The sequence below is a fragment of the Gemmatimonadota bacterium genome (assembly GCA_016713785.1).
Classification (GTDB): domain Bacteria; phylum Gemmatimonadota; class Gemmatimonadetes; order Gemmatimonadales; family GWC2-71-9; genus JADJOM01.
Genome location: JADJOM010000002.1, coordinates 522,511 through 538,490 on the forward strand (window position 1 = coordinate 522,511; position 15,980 = coordinate 538,490).

Annotated in this window: 10 protein-coding genes; 7 read left to right on the top strand and 3 right to left on the bottom strand. The window is 69.6% G+C overall.

The window, feature by feature from the left end:
* Positions 1-4 precede the first annotated feature (4 nt).
* Genes IPJ95_06700 through IPJ95_06710 form a run of 3 tightly spaced genes read right to left on the bottom strand, consistent with a single transcriptional unit; the run spans position 5 to position 2,864 of the window.
* Positions 5-1,084: an ABC transporter permease gene (locus IPJ95_06700; protein MBK7923309.1), complete on the bottom strand. Its 1,080-nt coding sequence runs from the start codon at positions 1,082-1,084 to the stop codon at positions 5-7.
* 56 nt (positions 1,085-1,140) lie between these two features.
* Positions 1,141-1,893, bottom strand: a complete 753-nt coding sequence (locus IPJ95_06705) for an ABC transporter ATP-binding protein (protein MBK7923310.1) — start codon at positions 1,891-1,893, stop codon at positions 1,141-1,143.
* Positions 1,890-2,864 carry an HlyD family efflux transporter periplasmic adaptor subunit gene (locus IPJ95_06710; protein ID MBK7923311.1) on the bottom strand — a complete coding sequence of 325 codons (975 nt, stop codon included), beginning with the start codon at positions 2,862-2,864 and terminating at the stop codon, positions 1,890-1,892. The genes IPJ95_06705 and IPJ95_06710 overlap by 4 nt, the downstream gene beginning before the upstream one ends.
* Positions 2,865-3,283: 419 nt before the next feature.
* Between IPJ95_06710 and IPJ95_06715 the strand changes: the two genes are divergently transcribed.
* The 7 genes from IPJ95_06715 to IPJ95_06745 all read left to right on the top strand — a co-directional run bounded on the left by IPJ95_06715 (position 3,284) and on the right by IPJ95_06745 (position 15,787).
* Positions 3,284-6,598 (top strand): S8 family serine peptidase, encoded by a 3,315-nt coding sequence (locus IPJ95_06715; protein ID MBK7923312.1) that lies wholly within the window; start codon positions 3,284-3,286, stop codon positions 6,596-6,598.
* Between the two features lie 223 nt (positions 6,599-6,821).
* The gene (locus IPJ95_06720) at positions 6,822-7,307 is read left to right on the top strand and encodes a hypothetical protein (GenBank protein MBK7923313.1); all 486 of its coding nucleotides are present in this window, start codon (positions 6,822-6,824) and stop codon (positions 7,305-7,307) included.
* Between the two features lie 20 nt (positions 7,308-7,327).
* On the top strand, positions 7,328-9,808 hold the full coding sequence (locus tag IPJ95_06725) for a S8 family serine peptidase (protein ID MBK7923314.1): 2,481 nt from the start codon (positions 7,328-7,330) through the stop codon (positions 9,806-9,808).
* Between the two features lie 237 nt (positions 9,809-10,045).
* Positions 10,046-10,897: a hypothetical protein gene (locus IPJ95_06730; protein MBK7923315.1), complete on the top strand. Its 852-nt coding sequence runs from the start codon at positions 10,046-10,048 to the stop codon at positions 10,895-10,897.
* Positions 10,831-12,006 (top strand): S8 family serine peptidase, encoded by a 1,176-nt coding sequence (locus IPJ95_06735; GenBank protein MBK7923316.1) that lies wholly within the window; start codon positions 10,831-10,833, stop codon positions 12,004-12,006. Before IPJ95_06730 ends, IPJ95_06735 begins: the two co-directional genes overlap by 67 nt.
* Before the next feature lie 1,055 nt (positions 12,007-13,061).
* Positions 13,062-13,547 (top strand): hypothetical protein, encoded by a 486-nt coding sequence (locus tag IPJ95_06740; GenBank protein ID MBK7923317.1) that lies wholly within the window; start codon positions 13,062-13,064, stop codon positions 13,545-13,547.
* Between the two features lie 650 nt (positions 13,548-14,197).
* Entirely contained in the window at positions 14,198-15,787 is a 1,590-nt protein-coding gene (locus tag IPJ95_06745) for a S8 family serine peptidase (GenBank protein ID MBK7923318.1), read from the top strand.
* The last annotated feature ends 193 nt before the right edge of the window (positions 15,788-15,980 follow it).

Below are 15,980 nucleotides of genomic sequence, written 5' to 3' on the forward strand. Positions count from 1 at the left end.
AGGCTCAGTCGAGGGTCTTGTGGAACCGGCGGACGCTGAGCGCCACGATCACGACGGCAAAGGTGCACAGCGCGGCGAGTTCCGGCCAGAGCGCCGCCGCCCCCACGCCCCGGAGCAGGATCCCCCGCAGGATCTCCAGGAAATAGGTGAGCGGAAAGGCCAGGCCGATCCACTGCGCCGCCTCCGGCATCGCCGCCCGGGGAAACATGAACCCCGACAGCAGGATGTTGGGCAGGATGAACATGAACCCCGCCTGCATCGCCTGCGCCTGGGTCTGCACCAGCGTGGAGAAGAAGAGCCCGATGCCCAGGCTCGCCACGATGAACGGGAACGCCATCAGGTACAGCAGCGGCAGGCTGCCCCGCAGCGGCACGTCGAACACCAGCCGGCCCAGCAGCAGGATGACGGTGATCTGCACGTACCCCACCAGCAGGAACGGCACGATCTTGCCGAGCATCAGGCTGGTGCGGTCGATCGGCGTGACGATCAGCTGCTCCAGCGTGCCCCGCTCCCGCTCCCGCACCACCGCCATCGCGGTGATGATCACCATGGTGATCGACAGCAGCACCCCGATGATCCCCGGCACGATGTAGGTGCTGCTCTCGAGCATCGGGTTGTACCAGGGGCGCACCCGCAACTCGGCGGCGCGGCGGCTCGGCGGCGCGGCCGTGGGTTGGAAGGCCAGGCCCGCCTGCGTGGCCCCCTGCAGCGCCGCCGCGCTCGACATCGGGTCGGCGGCATCCACCAGCACCTGGGCCTGCGCCCCGCGGCCGCGCTTCCAGTCGCGGGTGAAGTCATGGGGGATGATCACCGCCGCCGCGGCATCGCCCCGGCGGATCCACGCCTCCGCCTCCGCCCGGCTGTGGATGTGCGCGATGACGTCGAAGTAGGTGGAGTTCTGCAGCGTGGCCACCAGCGCCCGGCTCTCGCTGCTCCGCGCCTCGTCCAGCACCAGGGTGGGCAGGTGCCGCACCTCGGTGCGGATGGCGAAGCCGAACAGCATCAGCTGGATGGCGGGGATGCCCACCATCATGGCCAGGGTCAGCCGGTCGCGCCGCATCTGGATGAACTCCTTGCGGAGCATGGGCCAGAAGGCAAGGCGGGCGAACCAGCCGGCCCGGCGACGCGACGGCTCGGGCGTCATGCCGTGGCCCCGTCCCGTTCCTGCAGCGCGATGAACGCGTCCTCCAGCGTGGGCTGGCCCAGCTGCACCGTGATCTCGTGCGGCGCGCCCACCGTCACCAGCTTGCCCCGCCACAGGAGCGCCACCCGCCCGCACCGCTCCGCCTCGTCCATGTAGTGCGTGGTGACGAGGATCGTGGTGCCGCGCCCCGCCAGCTCGCGGATCACCTGCCAGAACTGCCGCCGCGCCGCCGGGTCCACCCCGGCGGTGGGCTCGTCCAGGAAGAGCACGTCGGGCCGGTGGCTGGTGGCGCAGGCCAGCGAGAGCCGCTGCTTCCACCCGCCGCTGAGCGTGCCCGCCAGCTGCCGGCGTCGCGGCGTGAACGCCAGCTCCGCGATCAGCTCCTCCACCCGCGCCTTCCCCTCCGCGCCCACCAGCCCGTACAGCCCGGCGTAGAAGCGCAGGTTCTCCTCCACCGTGAGGTCGTCGTACAGGCCGTAGCGCTGCGACATGTACCCGAGCCGCCGCCGCACCGCCTCCGGCTCCCGCACCACGTCGATCCCCGCCACCCGCGCCGTGCCGGAGGTCGGCGGCATCAGGCCGGTGAGCATGCGGATGGTGGTGGTCTTGCCGGAGCCGTTGGAGCCGAGCAGCCCGAAGATCTCGCCCCGCTGGATCACCAGGTCGAGCCGCTCCACCGCCACCAGCTCGCCGAAGCGCTTGTGCAGCGCCTCGGTGACGATGGCCGGCGCGCCCGCGGGTCCGGTCACGGCGCCGCCGGCCGGAAGCGCACGTTCACCGGGAGCCCCGGCCGGAACCCCGGCGGCGCGCTGTCGAGCGCCACCCGGCTCGCAAAGAGGAGGTCGGCCCGCTCCTCCTCGGTGAGTGCCGCGCGCGGGGTGAACTCGGCCTTGGGGCTCACCGAGAGGAGGTGGCCGCGGGCCGCCGGCTCGGCGGCTCGGGCACCCGGCGGCTCAGCCACCGTGACTTCGGCGGGGGCGCCGGCGGCGAGCGTGGCCAGCAGCGCGGCGGGGAGGTACACCCGCACCCAGCGATGACTCACGTCGCCCACGGTGGCGATGGGCGTCCCGGCCGGCACCACTTCACCGGGATCGGCGTGACGGCCCAGCACCACGCCCGCCACCGGGGCCAGCACGGCGAGCTCGTCCAAGTCGGCGGTGGCGCCGCGCAGCAGCGCCTCGGCACTCGCCACCTCGGCCTCGGCGGCGCGCACCTGGTCGCTGCGGCTGCCTTCCTGTGCGAGTGCAAGCACCGCGCGCGCCGCGTCGCGCCGGCGGGCCGCCGCCTCGGCGCCGGAGCGGATCCGGTCGTACTCCTGCTGCGCGATCACCTTGTCGGCCACCAGGCGGTTGGCGCGCTCCAGGTCCTTCGCGGCGCGGTCGGCGTCGGCCTCCGCGGCGGCCAGCTCCGCCTCCGCACGCGCCAGCTCCGGTTCGCGCGAGCCACGGCGCAGGTCGGCGAGCCGCGCGCGCGCCACGGCCAGCCGGGCGCGGCGGTCCTCCGCCTGCGCCGGGAGGGTGCGCTGGGTCAGGATGGCGATCGTGTCGCCGCCGGCGACGGTGTCGCCCTCCTGCACCCGGAGCTCCACGATCCGCCCGCCCACCAGCGGCGCCGCGTCGGATTCGTCGAGCTCGATGGTGCCGGGATAGGTGGTGCCGCCGTCGCCGCGGGCACAGGCGGCCAGCAGGAGGAGCGGGAGGAGGGCGGTCGGTCGACGCATCGAGTCACTCGGCAGGGCACGGATGGGTGGTCGGGGACACGCGGAGCCGCGCGGGGAATATGGCACGTCCGGCGGGGCGTGCGAGGGCCCCGTGCAGGGCGGGGCCGGGCGCCCTGTGGTCCGCCGGCTGGCCGGGGGCGTCCACCGGACGGACGCCGGCGTCACGCGCCCGTCACGGGAGCGCCACATGCACCGGGCGCGCCTTGCGCCGGGCGGGGGGGGGGCTCGCATCATGGTGGGGCCCGTCCGTCGATTGCTCCCCGGCAGCGCCCGAGGCCCCCGTGCGTCCCACGAGCGAGAGGTGGCACATGTTCCCGATGCTCCTGGCACTGGCGGTGTGCGGCGGCTGCTCCAGCGAGGAGCGGCTGCAGGGCCCGGGGCACCCGCCCGAGCCGCCCCCCGCGCTGGCCCGGCCGGTGGTGTCCCGGCTCAGCGCGCCGGCCGGGACCCGGATCGCGGTCGCGCTCGAGGCCACGCCCGCGGGCGGCGTGCTCCTCTCCGGGCTGCAGGGGGAGCTGCAGTTCGACCCGGCGGCGCTGCGCTACGTGGGGCAGGCGGGGTATGACTCGCTCCGGTTCCCGCTGGTGATCGTCAACGACCGCGCCGCCGACGCCGGCACGCTCGTGGTGCTGAGCGTCGACCCGTCGGGGCTTGGCCCCCAGACCGCGATCCTCGCCTTCGACGTGCTCCGCGGCGACTACGCCACGTCGCTCCGGTACCGCACCGACATGGCGGTCACGACGGCGCTGGCGGTGCTGCCGGACGGCGGCACCAGCGGCGAGGTCGGCGAGGACGCCGCGCTCCGGCTCCCCACCGCCCCGGTCCGCCTGGGACCCGCGCAGTGGACCCGGCTGCAGCGGCCCGGGGCGCTCCTCGGACGGCTCATCGACTCGATCCCGGCGGGGCGGCGGTTCGGCGACGTGACGGGCAATGGCGCGGTGGACGTGGTGGATGCCTCGCGGGTGGGGAACTGGGCGGTGGGGAATCCCTCGCCGGCCGGCACGCCGATCCCGGCGCCGGGGGACCTGGCCGAGCTGGTGGGGAACGTGGCGCCGTTCAACAGCCCGGGGCTGGGGGAGACGTCTGACACCAAGGGCCCGGGGTGGGACGCCAACTGTGTCCGGCTGTGGGACGTGCTGGATGCGGCGAACATCAGCAACGAGGCGGTGGGGAATGACAAGCCGGTGGTAGGGGAGGTGGTGCCGGGGGATGGAGTTGATGCGGCGACGGGGCTGCCGCGGCGAGGGACAGCGTGTGTAGTGTCGGACACCACACGCCCGGCGATCGTGAATGGAAGTGAACGGCAGACCAGCCCCGGCCCCACCGTAACAGATCCTACCGATCCCAGGTGGGCATATGACCGCCGGTCTTTCTCCGTTCGGTTTGATGACTCAACCAGTGGTCCAACCATCTGGGGCTTCCTGACCCGGTTCCGCGCCCACATCGTCGGCGGAAGCTCGAGACCCGGCACTCAGGGCTTGAATCGCTACCACATCGTCATCGCGGATCCCGGCCCATCATGGGGAGCATACGATTCGCTGTACCATGCCATGCGAGCGTCACCTGGCGTCGATTTCGTGCTGCCGGGCCCAAGCGGCACGTGGGTTCAAGTCCGCGGTCGTTACCCCATCGATCAGCACCTCGCGAGTGATCGCACCCAGTGGTTCGGAACAAGCAGGAACACGCAGCCGTGGTTGGCTATTCGCGCACCGCTCGCATGGGGCTGCGAAACAGGCCGCTACGGTGGCGTGCCGCCACGGGTCGGGATTGTGGACAATTTCCTCGATGCCTTGCCCAGTGATCTGCCACAGAGCCAGTCGCCGGTGCCATTCGTCGACTCCCTTCTGGTTGGAAACGACCTCTCCTACCGGACGCCAGCCCAGAAGTCTCATGGACCTCGAGTTGCGAGCCTGGTCACGGCCGTCGGCGACAATGGGGGCGGGATCGCCGGGGCGATCTGGAACAGCGATCTCCGCCTCTACCCGCTACAGCGAGACACCCTGAGCCCTGATCCCTATTCGGTCTCTGACCGGATCCAGGATCTCTTCATTCACGCCGGCGCCCCCGTTTCGGGGTCCCAGGTCCTGAATCTCTCTGTGGGCTTCCTGAACGGTGACAGGAACGATCATGTGACCTTCCTTCGAGAGGTCATCAAGGGGCAGTTCCTCGACCGCAATCCTGGCGGGCTCATTGTCAGCGCAGTGGGAGATGCAGTGACGGGTGCACCGGTCACCCCATTCGTCGCGCAACTTGCGGACACGAACTACCGTGATCCGGCTTTCCTCGCGGGGATCACCGCCCTCGATCGTGCGCTTGCGCAGCTCTACCTTGCCGGCGACTCGAACAGGATCGTTTTCGTCACAGGCTCGAACCGGGCCAGCCAGAAGTTCGCCCCAAGCAACTTCTGGCAAGGTGCCTCCCTCATTGCTGCCCCATCCGATGGTGTTCTCGGGTTGAACCCCGACGGGACCGCCTCCGAGGGGTCAGGGACTTCCTACGCTGCGGCATTCGTCTCCGGCGTCGCCGCGCAGCTATTCGCGATGGACCCGACGCTCACGCCCGCCCAGGTCAAGGACTACATCCTGCGCGGGGCCCAGGAGCCGAAGTTCGATCCGTTCACCGGGCAGTTCATCGCCGACTCGACCCAGCTGCGGCTGCCGGGCGCGCCCGGTCCAGTCTACCAGCTCGACGCCTATGGATCACTCACCCTGCTGTCCCGGGAGCGCGCGGGCGTGCCGGTCTGCGGGTATGAGGTTGCCGTCGGGAGCCAGCCGACGTGGGAGGTCAAACTGGCGCGGAAGGAAGCCGACACCCTCCGCATCCCGATCCCTGGCGGGGAGGCGCAGGGCGTCAGCGTGGCCCAAGGGGGCCGACGGCTGGCGGTCCGGGTCTTCAACCTGGCGACCGGGGTCTCCACATCGGTGTACAGTCACACCGGCGCGTTGCTGCACACGGCGCCAGGCGTGGAACGACAGTTCCTGGAGCGCGATACGGCCGACATCTCGGGAACCGGCGTGACGATCACCGGGCCATCCGGTTCGATGACGTACCCGAATGTGTTTGACCTGGTGGACGGGGGGCATCTGCTGTTCGCGCCGGGGCGGGTGCGCGTGGCACCGGACGGGATGCACGCGCTGGTCGAGAGCTACGCCGACGATGACCTGGGGTACCAGTGCCCCGATGGCACGGACGCGCTCCGGAGGGTCGACCGGGTCCACGCGGTGCCGCTGGGCTCCACGGGCCCGGCCATTCCGCTTCTCGACACCGACGTCGGGCTGTACTGCCCTGGCATCGATCCCGGGGAGTACACCGGCGGACTCTACTTCACGTGGAGCCAGGATGGGCTCCGGGCACTGGCGAACCGCTGGAGTCACTTCTACAACCCGCTCGATCCGAATGGCACCGTGACCGGCGAGAGCTCCCTCGTTCGGGAGTGGACGGTGGGCGGGATGGTCGCGTCGCACACGATCGCGCAACGCGGACTCAAGTACCCGCGCTACACGTCGGACGGGTTTGCCTGGCGCTTCTCGGAGTTCAGCGTCATCGGAGCCGCGCCTTCCTGCTGGACAACGACTCGCCAGCGGGCCAATCCGGGTTCTCCGATGCTCGAGGCCGGCGCGCCCACCGGGGCCGACTGCTTCCTGGCCGATTTCGAGCAGACGGGGACGCCCCTCATGCCCAACCTCCGCGCCAGGCGGAACCGCGCCGGGGCCCGGGCCGCCCGCCCAAACTGAGGCCCGCCGCCTTCCCGGAGCACAAACGCGGGGCCGGCATCGCCGCCGGCCCCGCGTGCCTTCCCCTCCCTCGGCTCCACCCCCCGAGCTTCCCCGCCCTCACCCGCTGCCGGCATTCGCCCCTGACGGGCTTGCGCGGCGGGGGGGGCGTAGGCTCCTGTGGTCCGCAGGCTGGCCGGGGCGTCCACCCAGGGGAACTTCCATGGCAACCGGAGGCGCACGCATGTGGCTCATGCTGGCAGGGCTGGCGGGGGTGTGTGGCGGCGGGTGCCGCGGCGAGGACCTCACCGCGCCGCGGGGCGCGGCGCCGGCGCCCGCGCGGGTGCTGGTGGTGGCCGACACCCTCTGCGTGCGGGCGCAGTTCACGATCACCGGGCCCACGTCGGTCACCACCAACTTCCCTACCGCGGCGGAGTGCCCGAGCGGGCTGCTGCTCACCCGCAGCCAGCCGGCCACCTGGGTGCAGACGCCCAACCGGCGGCTCAGGCTCTTCGTGCGGTTCCGGAACCTGACCGGGCAGGCGGTGCAGCTGCCGGTGCGGCTGTACCTGCCGGCCACCGGGACCACGGTGGTGCTGCCGGCGGGGACGCCGCCGAGCAAGGTCGTGGCGTACCAGCCGGACAGCAGCGAGGCGGGCGGGGGCGGGTGTGGTTCGTCGGGGGGAGCAGCGTACTGGCGGCGGGCGACTCGACCGCGGAGGACACGCTGACCTTCCAGGTGCAGTCGCCGGTGACCAAGGCCCGGTGGCAGTTTCAGGCGACGGTGGAAGTCAATGATACGACCACTCCGGTGCTGCCGAGCACCTGGGTACCACTCGAGGACTCGAGCTTCACGGCACCGGTTTCCTCGGCACGCGAGGCCCTCGTCTATCGCAAGCTTGTGTCTGTCGAATTCCTGCCTACGACAACCGGCACGATCATTCGTGCATTTATGACCAAGTATGGTGCGGTCGTCGCGGGTGGGTTTCCATGGGGTCCCCGAGGGAGCTATGTCTTCGAGGTCCCTGACCCCGGATCGAGTCTGGCGGCGGTTGATTCCCTTCTCGCGCTCATGCGTTCAGAGCCGGGCGTCGCCGACGCGGGGCGCCTCTACTATCGTGATGTGCTTCAGCCCCGTGGGCGTTACCCGGTCGATGGGGCTTCGGGGAGGGCGGCATGGGCCGATACGGCCACCGCAACCGTCGCATGGCGGGCCGTACGGGCACCGCTCGCCTGGGGTTGCGAGAATGGTCAATATGGCGCCACGGCCGTCCCTGTCGCGATGCTTGACGTGACCCTCGATGCACTTCATGACCTTCCAGCGATTAGGCGCGCAGGAACAAGCGTGCCAGTTAGGCAAGATGCCCTTCTTGTCGGCGCTGGCACTTCCGCCAAGATCATGCGTTCGCATGGGATGGCCCTTGCTGGAATCGTCACAGCTATCGGGAACAACGGTCAAGGGATTGCGGGGCTGCTGTGGCAATCGACAGCGGTGTTCTACCCGTACGGGCGAAATGACTCTACGATCTCGAACCGGCCCGATTGGCTCCTGAAGGCGGTGCAGCCGGATCTGTTGGCCACGGGCGCTCACATCCTCGTGACATCGTCGGCGGACGGCGAGGCGGCCGACTCAAGCCGTGTCGCAAAGTACAGGGCCTTCCTTGAGCCGTGGTTGCAGCAGGATTCGAAGAACCTGTTTGTCTACCCCATGGACGAAGGGCCTCTTGGGCAGAGTGGGATCGTCACCTCACTCGCATCTGTTGCGGCAACAGTGATCCCGGGCCTCAAGGCAACCGACCGTGCTGTGGCTCAGCTTGCGCTGCTCTATCCGGATCAGATCCTGCTCGTGGGCGGGTCGCGCCCCGGATCGCGGACCTTCTGGCCGCAAAGCGGCTACTGGAGCGGACCTGGCGGCACGGCGATCCTGGCGCCGGCGGAAAACGTGCTCACCCTGGCGCACTCGGCGGACTTCGGCTCCGATTCGCGCCTCGCGGATGGCACCTCTTACGCCGCACCTATGGTCGCTGGCGTGGCCGCGCAACTCATGGCGATGGATTCGACGCTCACTGCTGCCCAGGTGAAGGACTACATCCTGCGCGGGGCGCAGGAGCCGCTTCTCGACAGCGTCACGGGGCAGCCGGTGCCCCGCCTGCCAGTGCCCGGTGCGCCAGGCACCATCTACCAGCTCGACGCCTACGGCTCGCTATCGCTCCTCTCCAAGGAGCGGATGGGCACCCCGGTCTGCGGCATCCCGGTCTCCGTGACCCAGCAGAACCCCAGCTACATCCGGCTGGAGCGGACGCCGACGGCCATCGAGTCCTTCCCCGTGGCCGCACTGTCTGGCGCCCAGAACCCCTCCGTGGCCCAGGGCGGGCGGGTCATCTCCGTCACCGACGGCGACAAGTACGGCACCACCGGCGTGGATCGGATCACGGCCACGCTGCAGAACGGGGCCTGGGGTGAGCGCGCCCGCACACCCTGGGACGGGGCAACCTTCGAGCGCTGGTACCTCGAGGAAGACACCGCGCTGGTTCAGCTGGTGCCGGGGCCACCCAATACCTTCTTCACGGACCGGTTCGTCCTCCGGCTCAGGCACCCCGACGGGAGCACCACCGGGCCGATCAACATGTGCGAGGCCGACCCGCCCGGGGCGTGGCAGTACCTCGTCGAATGTGCCTGGAGCATCTCACCGTCAAGCGCCGACTACGCCACGGATGTTCTCTGGCAGATCTCGCATGTGCCGGCGCAGGTGCTGCAGCGATTTTCCCTGGTGTCCACCAGCCCCGGCAGCCCGACCCGGATGCTGGAGTTGCCATGGTCGACCAACTACGGAATCCACGGCCCAGCCGCCTGGACCCCTGACGGCCGCCGCTTCCTGCAGGTCCTGAGCACCTCGCCGTTCATTCCGGCGGCAGGCACGGTGCTCAACTACGAGTATGGCACCGCCTGGACGCCACGCGCTATCGCCGTGCCACCGGGCGGCGCGGCGTTCGGCACGATGAGCTTCATCGAGGGCGGGGCAGGTGTCCGCAGCACAGAGATCACCGGCGGTAGCTGCGTCACGACGGTGCGTGGCGCGCACGCGCTGGCACTCGGCTCGACCCTCGGCGGGTGTGATACCATCGGGAGGGTCTTCCCCAACTTGGCGGGCCCGCTCGCGGCGCGGGGAGCGCCGGCGGCTTCGACGCGAGTGCGCACCGGGGCACCCAGCCGGCGGGTGGTGGCGAACTGAGGTGCGCGCCTGTCAGGCGCCGGCGCGATCCCCGCGGGGCCGGCATCGCCGCCGGCCCCGCGTGCCTTCCCCTCCCTCGGCTCCACCCCCCGAGCTTCCCCGCCCTCACCCGCTGCCGGCATTCGCCCCTGACGGGCTTGCGCGGCGGGGGGGGGGGGGGGCGTAGGCTCCTGTGGTCCGCAGGCTGGCCGGGGGCGTCCACCCAGGGGAACTTCCATGGCAACCGGAGGCGCACGCATGTGGCTCATGCTGGCAGGGCTGGCGGGGGTGTGTGGCGGCGGGTGCCGGGGCGAGGACCTCACCGCGCCGCGGGGCGCGGCGCCGGCGCCCGCGCGGGTGCTGGTGGTGGCCGACACCCTCTGCGTGCGGGCGCAGTTCACGATCACCGGGCCCACGTCGGTGACCACCAACTTCCCCACCGCCGCGGAGTGCCCGAGCGGGCTGCTGCTCGCCCGGAGCCAGCCGGCCACCTGGGCGCAGACGCCCAACCGGCGGCTCAGGCTGTTCGTGCGGTTCCGGAACCTCACCGGGCAGGCGGTGCAGCTGCCGGTGCGGCTGTACCTGCCGGCCACCGGGACCACGGTGGTGCTGCCGGCGGGGACGCCGCCGAGCAAGGTGGTGGCGTACCAGCCGGACAGCAGCGAGGCGGGTGGGGGGCGGGTGTGGTTCGTCGGGGGGAGCAGCGTGCTGGCGGCGGGGGACTCGACCGCCGAGGACACGCTGACCTTCCAGGTGCAGTCGCCGGTGACCAAGGCCCGGTGGCAGTTTCAGGCGACGGTGGCCAGTGTAGGCAGCGGTTCGGGCGTACCCGCCCTTCCCCCTGACTCGATTTCGTCAGCAACGTGGCTCGCCCTGCACGACACGCTCAACCTGGAACCAGCATCCGCCGCATATCCGATTCCATTCCCACGCAATCTCATTCTGGTGACGTTTCGGGAAAACACGCCGCTTGGTGAGAAGCAGGCAGCGATCGACGCCATCGGGGTCAGGTTGTCGGGGGAAACCCGATCGGGAATGGTGGGGTGTACTACGTCACGATCGCCAGCGACGGCACGACGACCCCACTGTTCAATGCGATCGCACAGTTGAAGTCGTTACCGCAGGTGTTACTTGCGACCCCGGAGTTGGTGCCATTGTCACCCGGGTACCTCCGACCCACGGACGGTCTCGGGTGGCAGCCGGCTGATTGGAGGGTTGGCCCGAACGACGCGCCCAGCGGGGCTAACTGGGCGTTGGAGGCGATTCGCGGCCCCCTGGCATGGGGGTGTGAAACCGGAGACTCGCTTACGAAGGTCGGCGTGCTCGATACGCAGTTCGACAGTCTCCCCGAGTTTGTCGGAATAGTGGATCCTTCATCGGCGCCATTGTATGGGACCCCGGGCGCGCTTGGGCACGGCACTGCGGTCCTATCAGTACTTTCCGCCAATGGCAACAATGGCTTGGGAATCAGCGGGATCATGTGGCGCAGTCGGGCATTCATCCGAGAGGTTGCCACGCGACCTGGCGATGCGACGAGTCACACGGCTAGTGGCATAGTATCGCTGACCCGACAAGGGGTCCGAGTGATCAACCTCTCGCAGTGGCTAGATTGGGAGCTCTACAAGGGTGTGCTGGGGCGCAATCGACCCGTGACGGCAGATACCGTGCACGTCAACCACATTCTCCGGCAACTCGTCACAGCAATAAGGAATGCTACCGGCCTCCCGGGAGCGGCGCCACCGCTGATCGTCCTGATCGCGGGAAACAAGCCCATTGATGCATACATGAATGGCCTCGGAGGCCTGGTGGACACGTTTCCGCAACAGGTGCTCGTCGTCGGAGGAAGCGACTCCCTGGGGCAACTGTATGATTCGAGTGGGAGGGGACCACGGGTTGAGTTGGTCGCTCCAGCCGTTGGCGTAGCAACCCTCGACCGCGCCGGTACGCCCAGGACTGGGACCGGGACTTCGGTCGCAGCACCGCTCGTCTCGGGTGTCGCCGGGCTGCTTCTCTCATTCGACCCCACCTTGACTGCAGCACAGCTCAAGACGCTGCTGGTCGATGGAGCGGTCATCGGGGGCAGCACGGCGGGCGGAATCCCTATTCTGAACGCCTACGAGTCCCTCCGGCTGGCGGCCCAGCGCCCGGGGCGCCGGTCTGCGGCAACCGCATGTGGCGGCGCGGCCTCAACGTCGTGGTGCGGCGCACCCCGACGGTGACCGACACCTTCCGCTGGACAGCCCCTGACACGGTCATCGCCCTGCTCGGGCCTCACGGCGGCAAGTACCTCGGGGCCCGGAACGCGAAGGGCTGGCTGTTCCAGGGTGGGCAATGGGTCTTCACGCAGGCGCCGACCTTCACGGCCAGCGGGGTCGAGAACTCGCGCTTCGGCTTCTCCCATGATGCCGACAGTTCCGGCTACGAACATGGTAACGGCGCGACCACGGAAGCCGTGCGATATACCCAGCCCACCCCATTGGCGGTCTTTCAGGGATATCCGGCAAGCTGGCAGACGGCCCCGACCTGCAACTGCCTGGCGTACGCCGGGTGGGACGGGATCGGGAATCAACTGCTCGTGGCGGTGCACCCGACGGTCCTGGACTCGGCGGCCGACGTGTATGCCGTCAAGATCGGGACGGGTGCCTCGCGGAAGCTGTTCACGCTGCCCAAGGCGTTCTATGTCCTCAAGACCGTCTCCGGAAGATGGGGCGGAAGTCGCGGTCTCTTACAACACCGTGTCCCAGTTCGCGAACCCGCCCCAAATCCCGCTCAGCGGGCCCTGCTACACGGAATTCCGGTCGATGGCGACCGGGCAGCTCCTGGAAGGCCCCTACCAGACCGAGTGCGACCTCGGCTCCGGCAGCGTGGCCGCAGGCGCGCTGGCCCGGTGGGAGGCGATCGCTGAGGCGTATGGTGTCCCACTGGCGTGGTCAGCCGGCGCCCCGGCGAGCGCGCCTCTCCGGGGCCCCATGCGGCCCGGTCAGGCCCCGTAGGGTCTGAAGCCCACCGGTCCCTGGCGAGTCGTGGCGAACTGAGGTGCGCGCCCGTCGGGCGCCAGCGTGATCCCCGCGGGGCCGGCATCGCCGCCGGCCCCGCGCTCTATTCCCTCCCTCAGCTCCACTCCCCGCGGGCCTCCCCGCCCCCACGCACGACCGCCAATTGTGCCTGACGGCCTTGCGCGGCGGGGGGGGGGGGGGGCGTAGGCTCCTGTGGTCCGCCGGCTGGCCGGGGGCGTCCACCCAGGGGAACTTCCATGGCAACCGGAGGCGCACGCATGTGGCTCATGCTGGCAGGGCTGGCGGGGGTGTGTGGCGGCGGGTGCCGGGGCGAGGACCTCACCGCGCCGCGGGGCGCGGCGCCGGCGCCCGCACGGGTGCTGGTGGTGGCCGACACCCTCTGCGTGCGGGCGCAGTTCACGCTCACCGGACCCACGTCGGTGACCACCAACTTCCCCACCGCCGCGGAGTGCCCGAGCGGCCTGGTGCTCACCCGGAGCCAGCCGGCCACCTGGGTGCAGACGCCCAACCGGCGGCTGCGGCTGCTGGTGCGGTTGCGGAACCTCACCGGGCAGGCGGTGCAGCTGCCGGTGCGGCTCTACCTGCCGGCGACCGGGACCACGGTGGTGCTGCCGGCGGGGACGCCGCCGAGCAAGGTGGTGGCGTACCAGCCGGACAGCAGCGAGGCGGGCGGGGGCGGGTGTGGTTCATCGGCGGGAGCAGCGTACTGGCGGCGGGCGACTCGACCGCGGAGGACACGCTGACCTTCCAGGTGCAGTCGCCGGTGACCAAGGCCCGGTGGCAGTTTCAGGCGACGGCGAGCGCAGTGGCCGGAGGTGGGCCGGTGCCCGCCCTGCCCCCAGACTCCATCCCATCGTGGGTGCTGGCGGACTCGAGCATCGACGGAAATGGGTACACAAAGCGCCTACTTGAGGTGCTCTTCTTGGCGAGCGCACCACAGGCTGAACGCCAATCGGCACTCCAGTCCGTTGGGGGCACGGTAGTCGGTGGCTTACCCATGAGTGATGGAGATGGTTACTACCTAGTTCAGTTGCCGGATGATGGAAGTGGGGCCCTTCTAGACTCAGCAGTCGTGCAGCTGATGCTGTTGCCAGCAGTGCAGCATGCGGCCAGACAATGGCGCGGTACTGGTCCTACCTACCTTCGCCCGGACGACGGTGTGAACTGGCAGAGGCAGGACTGGCGCCTCCCACTTGACAGCGCGCTGGGAGACAATTGGGCCTTGGAGGACGTTGCCGCACCGTTCGCCTGGGGCTGCTCTACGGGGGACACCTCGGCACACGTTGCCGTTCTCGATCATGCATTTCAGCCAACCGAAGTAGCAAGCAATGTCTCCGTCGGATCCAGTGTATTAGGGCGATACCCTGCGGACCCACGGCTACATGGGACCATTGTGTCGAACATCCTTGCGGCGCGGGGAAATGACAGCAGCGGTATGACCGGGATCATGTGGCGGGCCGGTCTTCACTTGCAGGACTTCGGCACGTCGCACCCAACCCCGAGCCAAATCGGAAGGGAAATCGAGAGAGCTGGGGCGGCCGGGGTGTCCATCGTAAACCTCTCGTACGGGTGGGACATTCCTTGGGGGCCCTACGTGCCGACTGGCGCGGCTCAGGACACAGCATTCGTCTGGCGCCAATTGGCTCCGATGATGCGGTACCTCAGAAAGTCCCAACAATCTGGGAAACTTCCACTTGTTGTAGTCAGCGCAGGGAACTACCCGGTCGATGCGTTGCTGATCGGGTACCCTGCGCTGAAGGATAGCTTTCCCTCAAACTTTCTTGTCGTGGGCGCCAGCACAAAGGCCCCGCGAGGGCGATGGATCAGCGTTGGAACAGGCCAGGCCTCTGCGGTTGGTCCCCGTGTCGACATCTATGCCCCGGGAGAAGGGGTGTTCACCTATGGGCCGGGAGGGTACGGTCCAGGCAGCGGCACCTCTGAGGCTGCACCGATTGTTGCGGGTATCGCCGGGCTGCTGAAGAGCTTCAACCCCAACCTGACGGCCGCAGAACTGAGAGACCTGGTGATCAACGGGGCGGTAGTTGGAGGTCGCAATGTCGTTCGAACCCCGGGGACTTCGGATAGCGCGCCTCTTGCAAACGCCTACGAGTCCCTCCGGCTGGCGGCCCAGCGCCCGGGGGCGCCGGTCTGCGGCAACCGCATGTGGCGGCGCGGCCTCAACGTCGTGGTGCGGCGCACCCCGACGGTAACCGACACCTTCCGCTGGACAGCCCCTGACACGGTCATCGCCCTGCTCGCGCCTCACGGCGGCAAGTACCTCGGGGCCCGGAACGCGAAGGGCTGGCTGTTCCAGGGTGGGCAATGGGTCTTCACGCAGGCGCCGACCTTCACGGCCAGCGGGGTCGAGAACTCGCGCTTCGGCTTCTCCCATGATGCCGACAGTTCCGGCTACGAACATGGTAACGGCGCGACCACGGAAGCCGTGCGATATACCCAGCCCACCCCATTGGCGGTCTTTCAGGGATATCCGGCAAGCTGGCAGACGGCCCCGACCTGCAACTGCCTGGCGTACGCCGGGTGGGACGGGATCGGGAATCAACTGCTCGTGGCGGTGCACCCGACGGTCCTGGACTCGGCGGCCGACGTGTATGCCGTCAAGATCGGGACGGGTGCCTCGCGGAAGCTGTTCACGCTGCCCAAGGCGTTCTATGTCCTCAAGACCGTCTCGGAAGATGGGGCGGAAGTCGCGGTCTCTTACAACACCGTGTCCCAGTTCGCGAACCCGCCCCAAATCCCGCTCAGCGGGCCCTGCTACACGGAATTCCGGTCGATGGCGACCGGGCAGCTCCTGGAAGGCCCCTACCAGACCGAGTGCGACCTCGGCTCCGGCAGCGTGGCCGCAGGCGCGCTGGCCCGGTGGGAGGCGATCGCTGAGGCGTATGGTGTCCCACTGGCGTGGTCAGCCGGCGCCCCGGCGAGCGCGCCTCTCCGGGGCCCCATGCGGCCCGGTCAGGCCCCATAGGGTCTGAAGCCCACCGGTCCCCGGCGAGTCATGGCGAACTGAGGTGCGCGCCCGTCGGGCGCCAGCGTGATCCCCGCGGGGCCGGCATCGCCGCCGGCCCCGCGCTCTATTCCCTCCCTCAGCTCCACTCCCCGCGGGCCTCCCCGCCCCCACGCACGACCGCCAATTGTGCCTGACGGCCTTGCGCGGCGGG

Bases quoted from the DNA above. Each gene is read 5' to 3' on its own strand.
- IPJ95_06700 (MBK7923309.1), bottom strand. From the start codon at position 1,084: ATGCTCCGCAAGGAGTTCATCCAGATGCGGCGCGACCGGCTGACCCTG.
- IPJ95_06710 (MBK7923311.1), bottom strand. From the start codon at position 2,864: ATGCGTCGACCGACCGCCCTCCTCCCGCTCCTCCTGCTGGCCGCCTGT.
- IPJ95_06720 (MBK7923313.1), top strand. From the start codon at position 6,822: ATGTGGCTCATGCTGGCAGGGCTGGCGGGGGTGTGTGGCGGCGGGTGC.
- IPJ95_06730 (MBK7923315.1), top strand. From the start codon at position 10,046: ATGTGGCTCATGCTGGCAGGGCTGGCGGGGGTGTGTGGCGGCGGGTGC.
- IPJ95_06740 (MBK7923317.1), top strand. From the start codon at position 13,062: ATGTGGCTCATGCTGGCAGGGCTGGCGGGGGTGTGTGGCGGCGGGTGC.